16 protein-coding genes are annotated in these 17,442 nt (G+C 40.2%); 8 read left to right on the top strand and 8 right to left on the bottom strand.

From position 1 onward, the window contains the following. Positions 1 to 102: 102 nt before the first annotated feature. Together FNH22_RS27370 and FNH22_RS27375 are read right to left on the bottom strand one after the other, a co-directional pair. Positions 103 to 1,299, bottom strand: a complete 1,197-nt coding sequence (locus FNH22_RS27370; RefSeq protein WP_143401711.1) for a DUF1501 domain-containing protein — start codon at positions 1,297 to 1,299, stop codon at positions 103 to 105. Next, positions 1,293 to 2,651 carry a DUF1800 family protein gene (locus tag FNH22_RS27375; protein ID WP_143401712.1) on the bottom strand — a complete coding sequence of 453 codons (1,359 nt, stop codon included), beginning with the start codon at positions 2,649 to 2,651 and terminating at the stop codon, positions 1,293 to 1,295. Before FNH22_RS27375 ends, FNH22_RS27370 begins: the two co-directional genes overlap by 7 nt. A 310-nt stretch (positions 2,652 to 2,961) precedes the next feature. Here FNH22_RS27375 and FNH22_RS27380 point away from each other — a divergent pair, with 310 nt between their 5' ends. From FNH22_RS27380 to FNH22_RS27395, 4 genes are all read left to right on the top strand, one after another. After that, complete coding sequence (locus tag FNH22_RS27380) at positions 2,962 to 3,549, top strand: RNA polymerase sigma-70 factor (RefSeq protein WP_143401713.1); 588 nt, start codon at positions 2,962 to 2,964, stop codon at positions 3,547 to 3,549. A gap of 109 nt (positions 3,550 to 3,658) precedes the next feature. Continuing rightward, positions 3,659 to 4,648 carry a FecR family protein gene (locus FNH22_RS27385; RefSeq protein ID WP_143401714.1) on the top strand — a complete coding sequence of 330 codons (990 nt, stop codon included), beginning with the start codon at positions 3,659 to 3,661 and terminating at the stop codon, positions 4,646 to 4,648. Positions 4,649 to 4,693: 45 nt separating this feature from the next. Further along, positions 4,694 to 7,303 carry a TonB-dependent receptor gene (locus FNH22_RS27390; RefSeq protein WP_143401715.1) on the top strand — a complete coding sequence of 870 codons (2,610 nt, stop codon included), beginning with the start codon at positions 4,694 to 4,696 and terminating at the stop codon, positions 7,301 to 7,303. 2 nt (positions 7,304 to 7,305) lie between these two features. Continuing rightward, positions 7,306 to 8,190: a DUF4249 family protein gene (locus FNH22_RS27395; protein WP_143401716.1), complete on the top strand. Its 885-nt coding sequence runs from the start codon at positions 7,306 to 7,308 to the stop codon at positions 8,188 to 8,190. An 86-nt stretch (positions 8,191 to 8,276) separates the two neighbouring features. On the opposite strand, the gene creD is transcribed toward FNH22_RS27395, so the two are convergent. The 6 genes from creD to FNH22_RS27420 form a co-directional block, all read right to left on the bottom strand. Further along, positions 8,277 to 9,617: a cell envelope integrity protein CreD gene (creD, locus tag FNH22_RS27400; RefSeq protein WP_143401717.1), complete on the bottom strand. Its 1,341-nt coding sequence runs from the start codon at positions 9,615 to 9,617 to the stop codon at positions 8,277 to 8,279. Positions 9,618 to 9,905: 288 nt separating this feature from the next. After that, the gene (locus FNH22_RS32165; RefSeq protein ID WP_185154440.1) at positions 9,906 to 10,046 is read right to left on the bottom strand and encodes a hypothetical protein; all 141 of its coding nucleotides are present in this window, start codon (positions 10,044 to 10,046) and stop codon (positions 9,906 to 9,908) included. A 415-nt stretch (positions 10,047 to 10,461) separates the two neighbouring features. Next, positions 10,462 to 11,550 carry a glycosyltransferase family 4 protein gene (locus tag FNH22_RS27405; RefSeq protein WP_143401718.1) on the bottom strand — a complete coding sequence of 363 codons (1,089 nt, stop codon included), beginning with the start codon at positions 11,548 to 11,550 and terminating at the stop codon, positions 10,462 to 10,464. Between the two features lie 77 nt (positions 11,551 to 11,627). Then, entirely contained in the window at positions 11,628 to 12,047 is a 420-nt protein-coding gene (locus tag FNH22_RS27410; RefSeq protein ID WP_143401719.1) for an RDD family protein, read from the bottom strand. 80 nt (positions 12,048 to 12,127) lie between these two features. Beyond that, on the bottom strand, positions 12,128 to 13,117 hold the full coding sequence (locus FNH22_RS27415) for a UDP-glucuronic acid decarboxylase family protein (RefSeq protein ID WP_143401720.1): 990 nt from the start codon (positions 13,115 to 13,117) through the stop codon (positions 12,128 to 12,130). After that, positions 13,110 to 14,423: a UDP-glucose/GDP-mannose dehydrogenase family protein gene (locus tag FNH22_RS27420; protein ID WP_143401721.1), complete on the bottom strand. Its 1,314-nt coding sequence runs from the start codon at positions 14,421 to 14,423 to the stop codon at positions 13,110 to 13,112. The genes FNH22_RS27415 and FNH22_RS27420 overlap by 8 nt, the downstream gene beginning before the upstream one ends. Before the next feature lie 163 nt (positions 14,424 to 14,586). On the opposite strand from FNH22_RS27420, the gene FNH22_RS27425 reads away from it, so the two are divergent. The 4 genes from FNH22_RS27425 to hpf all read left to right on the top strand — a co-directional run bounded on the left by FNH22_RS27425 (position 14,587) and on the right by hpf (position 17,309). Beyond that, complete coding sequence (locus FNH22_RS27425) at positions 14,587 to 15,759, top strand: acyl-CoA dehydrogenase family protein (protein ID WP_143401722.1); 1,173 nt, start codon at positions 14,587 to 14,589, stop codon at positions 15,757 to 15,759. A 72-nt stretch (positions 15,760 to 15,831) separates the two neighbouring features. Further along, the gene (rpsU, locus tag FNH22_RS27430; protein WP_143401723.1) at positions 15,832 to 16,026 is read left to right on the top strand and encodes a 30S ribosomal protein S21; all 195 of its coding nucleotides are present in this window, start codon (positions 15,832 to 15,834) and stop codon (positions 16,024 to 16,026) included. A 72-nt stretch (positions 16,027 to 16,098) separates the two neighbouring features. After that, positions 16,099 to 16,980, top strand: a complete 882-nt coding sequence (locus FNH22_RS27435; protein ID WP_143401724.1) for a tyrosine-type recombinase/integrase — start codon at positions 16,099 to 16,101, stop codon at positions 16,978 to 16,980. 32 nt (positions 16,981 to 17,012) lie between these two features. Beyond that, positions 17,013 to 17,309 carry a ribosome hibernation-promoting factor, HPF/YfiA family gene (gene hpf, locus FNH22_RS27440; RefSeq protein ID WP_143401725.1) on the top strand — a complete coding sequence of 99 codons (297 nt, stop codon included), beginning with the start codon at positions 17,013 to 17,015 and terminating at the stop codon, positions 17,307 to 17,309. Positions 17,310 to 17,442 lie beyond the last annotated feature (133 nt).

Consider the following 17,442-nt stretch of genomic DNA (forward strand, 5'->3'; position numbering starts at 1 on the left):
CAGGACAAGATGTAACCTTAGCCCACTTTTTCACCAGCTTTTTTAAGATGGACCAAAAACCCGGAACCACCTGTGGCAAGTACTTCGCGGTGTGTTTTCAATCTAAATAAAGTTTAATCGGCCGAACGATTGTTTCAATATTTTATCTGCATCACAATCCAGCCATTTATCCAACAGGGTAGCATATACAGAACGAAAGTCGACAGAATGAATGAGGTCACCTTTGTCTAAGTTGGCAAGGTCCGCCGTTTCATTCATTATCCCGGTTTGTTTTAGTTTACCACCGGTAATAAAAACATTATTAGCCGTGCCGTGATCGGTGCCCCCACTTGCATTTTGCTTCACCCTACGACCGAATTCAGAAAACGTAAATATTAGTGTGTTATCCCACTGATTATTTTGCTTTAGGTCCTGGGTTAAGGAAGAAAGTGCGTCACTATATTGCATCAATAACTTTTGCTGTTTATTCTTTTGACGAGCATGTGTATCAAACCCTGTCAGACTGATATAAAATACCTGCGATTCAACACCTGACATAATAAGCTCAGCCATACGCTTCATTTCACTACCAAACTTGCTATTGGGATAGTTTACAGCAGATTTATAGATCTTACTTTTCTCGTAAACATACCTGGCAAACTGCTTGGTATCTGCCAATGTTTTATAAAGATAATTGAGGTTTTCGTTGTCCTTTTTCTCGTGCTTGCCAATCTCGATATGTTTCACGGAATTGTACATAGCTGCTGGCTTTGACACCGAAAAACCTTTATTCATATCGCCCCTTAGCGCCAGGGAGACACTGTCATCCATCTCAATGGCCTGGTAGGGCGTTGTATTATTACACTTTTGGTCCAGGTATCTGCCTAGCCAGCCGGTATCCCAGTTCTTGTTCGAGCTGCTTCCTGTATGCCAAATATCCATAGATCTGAAATGTGAACGGTTGGGATTCGGATATCCTACGTTGTTCATAATGCATACGTCACCATGGTCAAAAAGCTCTCTTAATCCGTTCATACCTGGATTTAAAGCAATCTCGTCGTTGAGCTTTAAGGCGTCACTTTCCTGATAAGATAAGCCGGGCCTTAACTGATAATACAGATCATTGCGGTAGGGGATCACGGTATTTAGCCCGTCATTGCCTCCTGACAGTTGAATTACAATTAGCCTTTTGCCGTTAAAGGCAACTCGTTCCTGGTTAGCACAGGCATGTAGAAAATTAGGAGCCAATAAAGTGCCCACAGTTATAAGAGATGACTGTTTCAAAAAAGATCTTCTGGAGTTTTTATCTAGGTCTAGCATAATTGAAAAGTAGGTTGAGAAGTGAGAAGGACAACTTTTTTGGTGAGTGAACTGGCAGCGGCAAGTTCTGATACATCAACGGTTGGTACCTGGAGGAAATACGTATGGATCTCTTCATCACTGGCGTTTTCGAAATCGTTTTGTAGTTTATTCAACTCAATTTTAACTTCCAGTTTTTTCAGTTTTCCTTTATTCTTTAATTGGTCTCCGATATCACCGGAGTCTTTAGGCATTGATTCAATGAGACCAGCAAGGAAAATATATTTTGGCAATTCTACCCGGAAGGCCAGGGTAGAATTGTCCAGCCAACTTTTACCTCCGGACCAGCCAGCTACATTTGGAGGAAATAAAAGGCGTTGTCCTAACATATTTTGTAAAAAAATGAGGCTTTCCTCTGATTGGATTTTGCTGTAAGTCATTCGCTGAATACCTACGATCAGTTCTACCGGTGATTTGATCTTTACCCCCAGATGTTCTTTGGCATAAAATCGCTTATGAGTAAATAACGTCGCCAATCCTGTTTTTATGTCGTAGTCTGAGGCATAAAACGCTTCACCTACTGCCTTGGCCAACACTTTATCGCCCTTATCATTGACAAAATAAGCGACCCATTTTTCAGCAATGTGCCGGGCAGTAGCTTTATTTTCGAGTAGCATATCCAGGACTTGCTCACCGTTAAAGTTGCCTGTTTTGCCAAAGATTGTCTTTTCGCCATAGTCGTGCTGATACTTTCTAAAGGTGTATTGGCTGGTTTTATTATTGAAACCCCAACCGGTAAATGCCCTGGCTACTTGCTTAATGTCTTCGTCTGTATAGCCATTATCCATACCGAGTGTGAACAGTTCCATCACCTCACGTGCAAAATTCTCATTGGGTGACTGCTTTTTGTTTTGTTGATTGTTAAGGTATGCGAGCATGGCCGGGTCCTTGGCCACTGCGTGGAGAAGGTCACGAAAGTTGCCGAGTGCATGGGTGCGTAGCGTATTCAAGTAATTTTGAACCGATAACAAACTGTTGGACCTACACGCAAAATGATCATGCCAGAACAATGTGAGCTTTTCAGCAACCGTATTTTCGCTTTCGACCATCTGCATGATCCACTTTGTGTTCAGGTTTTTAATAAGAGAACGTCTTATTTTTACCATTTCCTTTTTTTCCTCTTTTGAAGCGGCCATAAAACCTTCATTGCTAAAAGGGATTTCGTCTGTCACCTCAATATCAGGTAATTTGGGGTTCAGAATGGAAGAGACTACTCCTTCTATATCTTTCTGCTGTAAGCGAAGGACCTCCTTGTAGCTGGTTCCGAATCCTGCTCTTAACAATAAATGTTGTACTTCTTCTTGTTTTAACATGTTATTGCGATTTAATACTTGGACTTATACATAACGAAAAGGTTTAAACAGAAAATTGTGATAAAGAATTTGACGTAAAACCGCTTCATAGCACTGTAACTTCTATAACCAGGTATAATTAAAATTAGTTAGCGTATTATCATAATTTGAAACGTAAAAGGGCTGTACCTCGTTCGAAAATGAAATAGCGTTTTAAACATTGGTGGGCGATTTCAGGACTTTTCTAACAAAACCGAATGAATAAGTATATTTAGGCAAGCATACGTTCAGATCAAATGCATTTTCGAGGGTTGTAAAATTAGAATTCGAATTGAAGATAAGTTTTTACCAGATTAAGGAGGGAGGAGATCATAAAGCTTTTGAGGAATTCTTTCATGCTTATTACAAACCATTATTTCAGTTGGCATATCAATACCTTAAGGATACAGAAGATGCGGAGGAGCTTGTACAGGATTTCTTTGTCAACCTTTGGGATAAGCGACAGACCTTGGATATTACTAACCTTAAGGGCTATTGCCTGATATCTATTCGTAATCGTGCGCTAAATCTAAAAAGCAGATCGGACAAAATGCGTCCCTTTATGGGCTTGGAAGCGTTAGAAGATCATATAGCGGACCAAAAAATAGATACCACCGTTCCCCTGGAGGTACAAGAACTGTCAGATCTGATCCAGCAAGCTATTTCGCAGCTGCCCGATCGGTGCAGGGCAGTATTTGTTTTATGTAGGCAAGAAATGCTTACGTATGATCAGGTAGCCAGCCGGTTAGGTATAGGAAAAGAAACGGTCAAATCCCAAATGAAGACCGCGCTTCACCGGATCAGAACTTTTTTATCTGAGCATGGAGAAGGTCTTAGTGTTGCATTACCTGCCTTTTTCATCTTTTTTAAAAAATTCTAATTTCCTTATCCCCCTCACCGGCTTCTGTTTTGTCTTTTAAATAAGGGCCTGGAAAATCTCTCTTTAGAGAAGTATAGTTTTTATGACCAGGACAGATGATGACTAAAAAATGGAAGAAGAAATAGTATTTAGGTACCTCAATGGAAACAGCTCTGCCAGAGAGAACGAAGAAATTGAGCGTTGGCTTCTGGAAGATGATGAGAACGTGAAAACATTTGACTATTGGAAGGAAGTATGGATAAACTCTTCACAGGAAGACATGCCCGAGCCGGACACAGCGATAGCATGGCAGAAAACTAAGACAAGAATAAATGAAGCAGGGAGGTTGACAACCGATGCTAAAGTATTCTCATTGTATCGGTATTTCAAATATGCCGCTGCCCTTTTATTTGCAGTTGGGGTCATTTGGATAATGATCCAAAAAGAAAGCAGTCTGGAGACCTGGCAGACGGAAGACCAGATTGCACACCGCATACTACCCGATGGTTCGGAGGTATGGTTACATAGAAATAGCCAGTTGAAACTACCAACGTCTTTTTCCGATGATAGTCGAAATGTCGAATTACAAGGTACGGCCTTCTTCAAGGTCACTAAAAATCCTGATAAGCCTTTTATTATACATAATGAGGAAACCGAGGTGAAAGTGTTAGGTACCGCATTTATGGTAGAAACGAATGAGCAAAAAGAAGTGGTAATTGTTGAATCGGGTAAAGTGGCCTTTTATTCCCGTCAGAACAATGAACATAAGGTTATTTTAACAGCTCACAAACAAGCTAGTTATAATACAGAAGCCCGAAAGCTCAGCCAGGTGCAACAAAATGACCCTAACCGCTTTGCATGGAAGACGAGGCAACTGGTTTTTGCAGAAACGCCATTGCATGAAGTAATGGAAAGTTTGGAAGATGTCTATGGTATACATATAGAACAAGATGTTGCGTCAGGAATATCAGGCCCAGACTGCAAGCTTACCACGACAATTGACCAGGAACCACTGGAACATATCCTGGAAACTTTAGAGTCATTGTTTGATATTCAGATTGAAAAGAAACTTCAAAATAGATATCTGCTTAAAGGAGAAGGGTGCGCTCAGGAGAACTGAGTAACCGCCGTCAATCATTAGTTTTTAATAGAATTATTACTCAAAATGAATATAAAATATATCATCATAGGAATAGTATGCTTGTTGCAAAGTGCAGGTATTGCTTTTGCACAGCCGTCGTTTCCGGCGTTGGAAAGAAGAATAAGCATTGAAGTTCATGAAAAGACGTTGCAGGAAGTATTGACTCAAATTCAGGAATCAGGAGAATTTCAATTTGCCTATCGATATGGGGCGTGGGTGGAAGAAAAAGTATCTGTAAGTGCTAAAGATGAGACTGTCCGGGAAGTGCTCGTTCGGCTATTGAAAAATAAAGGGCTGACTTTTTCCGATAAAGGCCAAAACAGGATTTTGATTTTACGGAAAGAAAAAGAAAGGAGTTCCAAAACAACAACTTTCAGTGGTTATGTTAAAGATGAAAGCTCCGGCGAATCTTTGATCGGTTGTGTTATTCTCATCAAAGGCAGTCAGGGGAAAGGTGCTGTGACTAATGCTTATGGCTTTTTTTCCATTACGCTACCCGCCGGTTTGTATGAATTTCAAGTCAGCTATATTGGCTACCAGACTCAGTTCATTACACGGCAATTAGAGGAAAGTATGTCAAACGTCATTTTGTTAAAACCATTGTCAGAACAGCTGGAAGAAGTAGTGGTTACGGGATCACTTGAAGAAGACCTTTATTCTATAAAGTCACTGGGAAAAGAAAATATCGCTATATCGAGGCTGGATGAATTCCCTGCACTGGCCGGTGAACCGGATGTAATAAAGCTGGTTCATGAAGTACCCGGAGTACAAACAGCCGGAGAGGGCTCTACGGAATTTTATGTCAGAGGAGGAAATCTTGATCAAAATCTCATCCTGCTTGACGAGGCCATAGTATATAACCCCACCCATCTTTTGGGCTTCTTTTCCGTGTTCAATCCCGATGCCATCAAACACGTGGAATTCTACAAAGGCCCCTTTCCTATACAATATGGAGGCCGTCTCTCTTCAGTCATGGATGTTAGAATGAAGGAAGGAAACAAAGAAAAGTTTTCAGGTTCCGGAGGCATAGGATTATTGTCCAGTCGATTGACGTTAGAAGGGCCTTTGAAAAAGGAGAAGAGCTCTTTTATTTTTTCTGCCAGACGCACTTATCCCGACCTTATATTGAGAGCGCTCCCGGATGACGGGGGAAACAAGATGAATTTTACTGACCTTACGGCTAAGATCAATACTCAAATCGGTAAGTATGATCAGTTGTACTTGTCAGGATACATTGGGAAGGATGTCTTTCGTTTTTTTGATCAATTTGAAAATGAGTGGGGTAATACCACGGGAACGCTCCGGTGGAACCACGTATTCTCACCACGGCTATTTTCTAATTTCACCGTTTCCGGAAGTCAATACCGCTATTTTATCAGTAATATCATTACAGGACAGGAGACATTCAATTGGGAATCCGGCATTACCGACTGGCAGGCAAAAGCAGATTTTTCATGGTTTCCCAGGTCCAATCACGAAATTCGTTTTGGTATTCAATCCATACACCATAAGGTCGAGCCAGGTGAAGAGGGTACAAATAAGATTGCATCCATTGAAGCTAAAAAGAACCTCGAATCAGCAGCTTACATAGGCCATTATTGGAATATTAGTCCCCGGTTTTCCCTGGATTATGGGTTAAGATATAACCTTTTCAACAGCTATGGGCCACAGACGGTGATCAACTTTGATGAAAATAATACTCCCCTGGATACAACCCTACATCGGGCAGGTGAACTATACCAAACGTATGAAGGCCTGGAGCCACGTATAGGACTTAGCTACCAGTTAATGCCCTCAGTAGTATTGAAAATGGGTTATCAGCGCAATTATCAGTTCATTCAACAAATTAGAAATTCCGTCACCTCTTTTAATGCCTTTTTTATTTGGCTGCCATCAGGGCCATCTCTCAAACCGCAATTTAGTGATCAGATCTCATGGGGAGTTTTTAAAGTATTTTCTTCCAGAAAGCTGTCTTTAAATTTAGAAGGTTACTATAAAAAACTGCATCGGCAAATTGGTTATCCGGATCATGCACAGCTTCTGCAAAACCCCAATGTTGAGAGCTTGCTAAGATTTGGTGACGGAACCTCTTACGGTATAGAGCTCTCATTACATAAAGAAACGAAGAAGTTTTCTTCAACACTTGCTTACACTTATTCTAAAACAGAATTAAAAATACCGGAGATTAATAATGGAGTGGCATTTCCAGCCTACTATGATCAACCCCACAGCATTTCATTTGTTACTAACTACCAATTAAGTGAACGGCTATCTTTAAGCAGTAACTGGGTTTACCAGACGGGAAGACCAGTGACATTGCCAGCCGGCAGTTACCGTGTTGGAGAAAGTACCATTCCTGTTTATGAGAGAAGGTATGGTGAGCGATTACCGGACTACCATCGTTTAGATGTTTCTGCAAAATGGAAAGGTAAAATGAGAACAGACAGGAGATGGGAGTCTTTTTGGTTGTTTTCATTGACTAATCTCTATTTCCGCAAAAATGCTCTGAGTATTGATTTTATGCCAGTCAGGGATCGGGCAACTGGGAATGTTCCAGACAGAACTGACGTACGACCTATCAAAACATTCATTTTCGGACTCATTCCTTCTCTTTCATACAACTTTAAATTCTAGAAATGATGAATGCTAAAGCTACTAACATACCGTTAAGGATCTGTAAACTTATCATCAAACTATGTTTTATTTTCATAGTCTTCATTACTTTGGCTTGTCAGGAAATTGTAGATCTGGAAGTGGAGACTTCCGCCCCCCTTCTGGTGGTAGATGGCCTGATAACGACCGAACGGAAACAACATGAGGTCCGGTTAGGACAAACGGCAGATTATGGATTAAAGGAATACCCACCTGCTACTAATGCCTTTGTTACCATCTCAGACGAAAACAATACGTTTCAAATGTCAGAAATAAGTGATGGCGTTTACATAACTGATGATAGTATTGCGGGGGAGGTGGGAAAGGTCTATACCTTACGAATAGCATGGAGCGGCAATGTCTATCAGGCTATGGATACCTTACCGGAAGTAACGGATTTTGAACCTATCTTTTTTGGAGAAGGTTTTCCGAATGAAGACTTTGAGTTTCGCAGGCACCAATTCGGTTTTTCAGAAGCCAACCGCTGGGAGCAATGGGTAACACGCACAGAGCCACTGCCCGGTAATGTAAATCCCAGTTCTCTCGGTCAGCAAATAGGGGTGAGTTTTGATATTGACAACGGATATGTCTTTAACTGGTTTACCCATCCTAAAATTGAAGTAAGCGGAGTCTTCCAATTCGAAGAGACGCATTTTTATGGTTTTCGCGGGGGTAATCGGGTTGCGCAGCGTAAGTTTTCTTTATCGGACCAGCACTATGCTTTTTGGAGAACAGTTTTCCTGGAAACAGAATGGCGAGGAAGTCTTTTTGATACTGAACCGACTAATGTTATTACTAATGTCAGTAATGGTGCCGTTGGTTTTTTCGGTGCCAGCGCAGTAATTGAAAAGACGTGGATGTTAAATTAATGGACCCTTAGAAATACTTCACTGGGAAAACCCCTCCTGTGAAAATCTAAAATGCCAGGACCGGTCCTCTACCTGTTCCCAAGTGTTTAAGAGTCATTACCTATGTTGTACCAATCTATATTTCTCGACATATACATGATGAAACCAAGTATAACAAATAGCGCTACACTGCCTATAAGAAGTGAATAATCCTGGAGTTGGATAATGATATAAATAAAGCCGTACAACATTACCAGAAGTCCCGCAAGCACTTTGGTGAGGAGGCTGTTTTTAAAAATAAAGTAAGAGTAGGACGTTATTAATACAACAATGGAAATACTGCCTGTAAAGTATGCCAGGTAAAATGACATGTGTTCTGACAGTGCTATGAGTAAAGTGAAAAAGAGGCAAAGGGCCAGTCCGATAATCAGGTATTGGATGGGGTGAATGCGGATACTTGTTTTGATCTGTGAGAAAAAGTAAATCAAAAATGTTAATGAAATGATCATAACGGCATATTTGACCGACCTTGTACTCTTCCTGTATTGGTCCACAGGCATGATCAATCTGACCCCAAAATCGGATGGACGTACCTGTATGCCACCTGTAAACTGTTGTGGATAATTTCGATTCAGGTGGAGCACTTTCCAGTGAGCGTTGAACCCCTCTTGTGTAACCTCACGTGTGTCCGGAAGAAATGCCCCGTCAAAGCTCGGTTCCGCCCAGTTAGATTGAATATCAACTATCGTGGTTTTGCCTAGTGGTGTGAAGCTTAGCCCTTTACTTCCGTTGAACTCGAGGGTCAACTCGAAAGGGTAGCTGCTGGTTACGCTGTCTGTCAGGACATTTGCGCTGATCCCGGATTGAACGACGTCATTACTTTTAAGGCCAGGTTCAAAGTAGACCTTTTCTTTAAGCCAGTTCAATTGGACCTCATTTTGAATACTTCTAAGGTCACTCAAGCCTAATGAGATAGTTGCTTTGTCCCAGGTGGCATTAGATGCTTCTATATTAAGTTTTTTGAAATTGGGTTTTTCAAAAGTTCCTGAGATTTTTAGGGTACTGTTATAAACCACTACTTCATAAATGCCTCTATACCGCTTTTCAGGGCTAATATTGCCACTTATATTAAGTTGGTCCGGTAAAAAATGTGCGACTTGTTTTTTCTTGATCAGCTTTTCTGAGCCGTCATCATTTTTGACGGTGTTATAAGTATAATATGGCACGCTTAATATGAGCCCTGTTAAGGTTTGTTCTGTACCCCATTTACTACTTACCTCTTCAATAGCGTTTTGTTGATATTGTTGGCGTTCATATATGAGGTCTTCCACCATTGAGACGGGAATTAATAATATCAACACCAAAAAACCAATGATGAATATTTTTAATCCGATGGAGGTCCTTGTCCAATGATTGAGTCTGTCAAAAAAAGATCTGTTCTCGTTCATAGCTTCATGATAGAGTTCGTCCAATGGCAAGTTATCATAAAATTTAATGAAGAACAGTCATTTTAAGTGTTTGCAGGTATGTATTTGAAAAATATCATGAACCCGTTGGGGCTGGGTCAATGAAATGCATAAGAAATGGATCATCCAACTTTATTGTATTGTTTTGATAAGACACCGGCAGACTTGACCATAGAAGAGTAACAGTGAGGGCATGCGATTAACGTCTTAGGTTGATGGAGATGAACAATGGAGGAAAGGCAGGTATGGCAAAATGTATAGTTGCAAGCTTTACATTTCCAGATTTTTTGATTTTTCCGACTCTCTGCTGCCCCACAGCTTGGGCAGCAAGCATAATTCTTTAGCATTGAGGAGGTATTTAGGAGTACTATTGGTTTTTACTACCAATATATTCCTGTAAAAGGTACTCATGTAACCTGCTGTTAATGCTTTTGATTGGTCAAGATGCAAAATAAAGGTGTTCCAGTTACTTGTTTGAAATAGTATTTATCTGATTGTTAAGGGCTAACTATTGATTCTGCTCAAGAATGATACTTGTTTGCCGAGAGAGAAAAAATATATCAACAGTGATTTTTACCTAAAACATAGCTGATCCTGACCTTACGTTATCTGTGATGTTATCAGATAACCCGATAAGGCTCTTGTGCATATAATGGTGTGTTGCCAGTTATATATTTATGTTAAAACAGTCTGATCGGAACTCTGGAGTTTTCTTTTTTAATAACACCTCTATTGGCATATTAAATGTACATCTATCAGATGCCATTAAAGTGCCACAAGTATTTCATACCATTGGAAGTGAAATTAGTTGGAAGAATTTTGTCGATCACGAATGGACCAATTCGTTGAAGTGATCCAGGTATAGCTTTTTATTTGCTTCAACAGAAAAACGTTCTTTAACAACCTTCCTTCCTTCTATTCCCATCTTTTCTCTCATGAGCGGCGAATCAATCAATATCGAAAGCTTTTGTATCCATTCCGGATCGGACGATGCAAAAAAACCGTTAACCCCGTCCTTTATAATATCCGTATTTACACCCACCGGGGACATGATTGTGGGGATGCCTAAGGCCATGTATTGCAGTCCTTTTAAGCCACATTTTCCTTTTGTCCATTCATCATCAGGCAATGGCATAATTCCAATGTCAATTTCAGACAGGTCCTTCACTTCTGTTTCCTGCTGCCAGGATACACCTTGTATTTCCAGGTCTTCATCTGTAAAGCTCCCATCGCCGATGACTTTAAAGTATATTTTATCCTGATACTTTTTTTTGAGCTCTTTCAAAGCTTCCAATATATGTTTAAAATGAATGATGGTAGAAAAACTACCGCTCCACCCAATACATACTTTGCCGGTTTCTCTTTTCGGGACCACGTGATAGGCGATGGTATCAATCGTCGTGGGTATTATCTTTACATTGGGATTCATTGGGAGAGCAAAGTCTGCTAAGTATTGATTGCCTGCGAATACCATTTGGGCTGCACGAATAATGTGCTTTGTTTTATTCGGGTTCTTCAGAAAATAGAAGAACCTGTTTTTACTTTTGATCTCTCCGGTTTGCTGCTTCCAAATGGCATCGTCGAAGTCAAATATTAGTTTTGACCTTTTGGCCATTCGTCTTTCAAAGTATGAAGTGCCGAGCATGAATGCCTCACGTTGAACAAATACAATATCGTATTTTTTGAAAAAGGACTGGTTGATCAGCGTCAATGTTGAATGGATCAATATGAACAGCTTTTGCCAGTATTTACCTGCAGCGTAGAATATTCTATCATTTTTTTCATTGAGAAGGTGTACATGTGAACAGTCATAACCTTCCTCATCCAAAAAATCCAGGTATTGCTCAAAGCGAAATCTTTGAGAAGGAGACCTACCAGGCCTATGCAGACAAATAAAAAGAACCTTTTTTCTCATTTATTACTATATAAGCCAATGGTTAAAAACGCCTCGAACTAAAATGGTTGTTCTAATAACCTGTCAGTAAAATAATCCTATTTGTATAGTACAATTGACCCACTGGTTATATCATGAATGGCACGCTTCTCCTGATTTGCGGTGATCGTCAAAAATGAAATCCAGCCGAGTAGATACTTAATAAGAAACCTAAGAGACGCCTGAAATATATTTACCTTTTTGTTCGGTTTACTGATTTTTCGGATACTTACTTTCAAAAGATGGTGCCCTATTGTACCCCCGAATAGTGTAATAAAAATGGGCTCATAGAGATAAATTGAGAAAATAAAGATTAACCCTCTTACCCAATCCGGCGTTTCTTCCACACCACTGATTAGCACGGAAGCCGTCGAAAAAATAATCAGAATTATCATCAAGTCAACCATTAAAGCCTTGACCCTTGTTAATAAACCGGGGAATTCAACATCTTTCAGCGGGTATTGATAATGTGTCTTCATAGTAGTGCTTTTCTTCGGCTTTGAAACCAATGACTAATGAATGAACACTTGTGCAATCGTGACCTTTAACGGCAACTTCTTTACTTTTTAATATACCCTTCAAAGCTATAATGCTCGGAAGCATTCAGTTCTTCTTCCGAAAGCCCTTTGAAAAAGTCATATGTAATGGCCAGTCCTTCCTGTCTGCTTACTTTTGGTTCCCATCCCAATATTTCCTTGGCCTTTGAGATATCAGGTTGGCGTTGCATTGGATCATCTTTAGGGAGCGGTTTATAGATTACCTTTTGCGAGGTGCCGGTTAGTTTTATTACCTCATCGGCAAACTGTTTGATAGTGATCTCATCAGGGTTACCGATGTTCATAGGATAGACGTAGTCGCTCATTAAAAGTCGATAGATCCCTTCTATAAGGTCGTCTACATAACAGAAAGAACGTGTCTGAGAACCGTCGCCAAACACGGTAAGGTCCTCACCTCTTAACGCCTGCCCAACAAAAGCAGGTAATACACGCCCGTCATTCAGACGCATTCGGGGACCATACGTATTGAAAATCCGAACGATTCGTGTTTCCAGGCCGTGATAGGTGTGATATGCCATAGTCATGGCTTCCTGAAAACGCTTGGCCTCGTCATATACCCCACGAGGCCCTATAGGGTTAACGTTGCCATAGTACTCCTCTGTTTGAGGATGTACCATAGGATCACCATACACTTCAGAGGTAGAAGCGATCAGCATCCTGGCCTTTTTGACTTTTGCCAACCCCAATAGATTATGTGTGCCCAGAGAGCCTACTTTCAGTGTTTGGATCGGAATTTTTAAGTAATCAATTGGGCTGGCCGGTGAGGCGAAATGTAATATATAATCGAGCTCACCGGACACATGCACAAAAGAAGAAACATCGTGATTATAGAACTGGAATTGCTCCAGTTTAAAGAGATGTTCTATGTTTTTAAGATTACCAGTGATCAGGTTGTCCATACCCAACACTTCATAACCTTCTTTTAAAAACCTGTCACAGAGGTGTGATCCTAAAAAACCGGCAGCCCCTGTTATTAAAACTCGTTTAGCCATTTACGGTAAATCTTCCTATGCTAAAGTATGTGAAACCTAATTCTTCCATGTCGTGCAAAGAATATAGATTCCTTCCATCAAAAATGACCTTATTATTGAGTCCTTTTGCAATCTGTTCGAAATCCGGTGTTCTGAAAACAGGCCATTCCGTAGCTATAAATAAGGCGTCGGCGTCTTTTGTAGCTTCGTAAGCATCTTTACAAAAAATAGCTTTATCTCCGATCAGTTTTTTCACATTATCCATTGCCTCAGGATCATAGCACTTAACTGTCGCTCCGGCAGCCACCAGCTCATCAATGTTGTAGAGAGAAGGAGCTTCTCGGATATCATCTGTATAAGGCTTAAAGGCCAGTCCCCATAAAGCAATGGTTTTTCCACTCAGGTCACCACCAAAATAATGCTTGATCTTAGGGATCATTTTAGTTTTTTGGACCTCATTGACAGCCATTACTGATTTTAATATGTCAAAATCGTAATTCACTTCTTCTGCTGACTTGGCCAATGCCTGGACGTCTTTTGGAAAACAGCTTCCACCGTAACCGATGCCCGCAAAAAGAAATCGCTTACCGATCCTGCTATCTGTACCCACTCCTTTACGAACAGCATCAACATCAGCTCCTAAAAGCTCACACATATTAGCAATCTCATTCATAAAGGTAATTTTGGTAGCCAGGAATGAGTTAGCCGCATACTTCGTTAGTTCTGCAGACTTTTCATCCATAAATATGATAGGATTTCCCTGACGCACTAGAGGTGCATATAGAGATTCCATCAGATGTTTCGCTTTTTCCGATTGAGTGCCAATAACCACACGGTCAGGTTTCATGAAGTCTTCTACCGCTACTCCTTCTCTGAGGAACTCAGGATTAGATACTACATCGAATTCGACCTTTGCATTCTCAGCAACCTTGGCAGTCACTTTTTCAGCGGTGCCCACCGGAACGGTACTTTTATCTATTATTACCGTATAATTTTCCAATAATGGCCCCAGATCTTCCGCTACTTTCAATATGTATTTCAGATCTGCAGAACCATCTTCACCGGGCGGTGTGGGTAAGGCCAGGAATATGATTTTAGCTCCTTTAATACCTTCTGCGAGATCAGTGGTGAAATGCAGTCGATCTTGTTTTATATTTCTATCAAAAATGATGTCAAGCCCAGGCTCATAAATTGTTATTTTGCCATTTTGAAGACTTTTCACTTTTTCTTCGTCAATATCAATGCAGGTGACATTATTTCCTGTTTCGGCAAAGCAGGTTCCGGTTACTAATCCGACATAACCAGTACCAACTACGGCAATTTTCATAATTGTATTGGGTTTTAGGTATTTACTAAACGCCCAAAAATAAAAGAATAATTGTTGTAATCCACTGTCAACTTTATTTTAAAAATTAAAACAATTATAGCCAAACGAATGTTAGTTCGCTTATGAATTTGTTCTATATTTGCCGAAAACGATTGCATTACCAATGGAAGCAGAAATTATAGAAAAACCAATGGCCTTTGGCTTTGAAGAAAATGAAAACCAAATCATGATCGCGCAAATGATCAGAGATTTTGGAGAGCGGGAGATCAAGCCATTTATGATGGAATGGGATGAGTCTCAGGAATTTCCGGTCCCATTGTTTAAGAAGTTGGGTGAGCTTGGTCTGATGGGGGTCCTGGTTCCTGCAAAGTACGGTGGTTCAGGCTTTGGATATCATGAATATGTAACTGCCATTGTGGAATTATCAAAAATTGATGGTTCTGTGGGTTTATCCATGGCAGCGCATAATTCATTATGTACCGGTCATATTCTACAATTTGGAAATGAAGAGCAGAAACAGAAATATCTGCCTAAACTGGCATCAGCAGAATGGATTGGTGCCTGGGGCTTGACAGAACCCAATACAGGTTCTGACGCCGGGAACATGCAGACAACTGCAAAAGAAGACGGAGATCACTATATCCTTGAAGGGGCCAAAAATTTTATCACACATGGTAAATCCGGAGACGTAGCTGTGGTCATTGCCCGTACAGGCGACGTAGGAGACTCTCATGGTATGACAGCTTTCATCGTTGAGCGCGGCACACCGGGCTTTAGCGGAGGACGAAAAGAAAACAAGTTAGGGATGAGGTCTTCAGAAACGGCAGAAATGATTTTTGATAATTGTCGCGTGCCTAAAGAAAATGTTTTAGGAAATGTAGGAGACGGATTCATTCAATCATTGAAAATACTGGACGGTGGTAGAATATCCATTGCGGCCTTAAGTTTAGGAATAGCGCAGGGGGCATACGAAGCAGCTTTACAATATTCAAAAGAGCGGGAGCAGTTTAATCAGCCGATATCAAAATTTCAGGCCATCTCTTTCAAGCTGGCTGACATGGCGACACAGATTGAAGCCGCGAAGCTTTTGATTAGCCAGTCAGCAGATCTAAAAAATAGAGGGAAAAAAGTGAACAAAGAATCGGCTATGGCTAAATACTATGCTTCGGAAGTGGCTGTATCCGTGGCCAATGAAGCGGTCCAGATATTTGGAGGATATGGATTTACCAAGGACTACCCCGTAGAGAAATTTTATAGAGACGCCAAGTTATGTACGATAGGGGAAGGCACTTCAGAAATTCAAAAACTTGTCATTTCCAGAGCTATTTTATCATAGAATACGGTTCATATGTTGTGTAGTTTGTTGGATAATCTTAAATTTGCAATCCAATTTGAAAAAAGCTGAGAAATGATAGTTATAAACGTAAAAGAGAACGAGTCTATAGATAAGGCATTAAAAAGATTCAAAAAGAAGTTCGAAAAGACGGGTGTTTTAAAAGAACTAAGATCCAGAACTTTCTTTGAAAAGCCTTCTGTAACACGCAGAACTGAAATAATTAAAGCTAAATACAGACAGTCTAAGTACGCTGAAGAAAACTATTAATCAGCCTGTATTTCTCGGTTAATTTCGTTAAATTAGTCTTGATCACATCCCTAGTCTGATCAAGATTTTTTTATGCGCAAATCGTTCCTCAAATATCTGCAGTTTGAAAAAAGATATAGCGCTCATACTATCAGTTCCTACGATAACGACCTACGTCAGTTTGAGTCATACCTTGGTGAATATTATCCATCTACTCTCCTGGAAGATACCACACATTCCATCATCAGAGGTTGGGTAGTAAGTCTGGTTGATATTGGCCTTGACCCAAAATCGGTTAATAGAAAAATTACATGCTTAAGGTCCTTTTATAAGTTCTTGTTAAAGAGGGAGATTATTTCTGATGACCCTACAAAAAAAATTCAAATTCTTAAAACGGCTAAGAAACTACCGCAGTTTCTTAATGAGAACGAAATGAGCCGCCTTTTGGATCATATCACGTTCGGTGAAGGCTTTTCTCAGCAACGTGACAGATTAATTTTAGAACTGCTATATGGGACGGGCACCAGGCTTTCGGAAATCATTCATCTGAAACATTCAGATGTAGATATTGCCAACAGAACTTTGAAAGTACTGGGTAAGCGAAATAAGGAACGCGTTATTCCTTTTTCTGTTGCATTACAAAAAATCATTGAAACCTATATTGAAGAGAAAAATATCCTGGGGATACAAAATGATCACAACTATCTGATCGTTACAGAAGAAGGGCGCCAATGTTACCCTATGCTGATTTATCGCACTGTTAAAAAATATTTGGATTTGTTTACGACTATCGAGAAGCGTAGTCCTCATGTATTGAGGCATACATTTGCTACGCATCTCTTAAATAAGGGAGCTGAGCTCAATGCTGTGAAGGACTTACTGGGTCATACCAGCCTGGCTGCTACTCAGGTTTATACCCATAATTCGATGGAAAAACTGAAGGCGGTATTCGAGCAAGCCCACCCTAAAGCTTAATATATATTTATAACCTTTTAATCTTTACCACTATGAAGTTACAAATGCACTCTATTCATTTCGATGCTGACAGTAAGTTGTTGGATTTTATCCAAAAGAAAGTTGATAAGTTGGAAACTTTTTATGATCGTATGGTAGATGGCGAAGTGTTTTTAAAGGTAAACAATGACTCCATTGAGAATAAAACAGTAGAAATAAAGTTAAATATCCCTGGAAACCAATTATTTGCTAAAGAAGATGCTAAGTCCTTTGAAGAAGCTACTGACCTGGCAACGGACGCTCTGCGGAGGCAAATTAAAAAATTCAAGCTTAAGCAAAACAGCCATTAAGAATAAAACAAAAGAGGCCGTCTCAAAAGTGATTGAGGCGGTCTTTTTACTTTTACAAGGATTGAGTTTTTGATTTAACGTTTAGCAAGCTTCTTTTTCAAAAAGGCAAGAGTTGTCCTAAGCCTATGCCGCC

Origin of the sequence: Fulvivirga sp. M361 (assembly GCF_007097395.1) — a bacterium.
Taxonomy (GTDB): domain Bacteria; phylum Bacteroidota; class Bacteroidia; order Cytophagales; family Cyclobacteriaceae; genus Fulvivirga.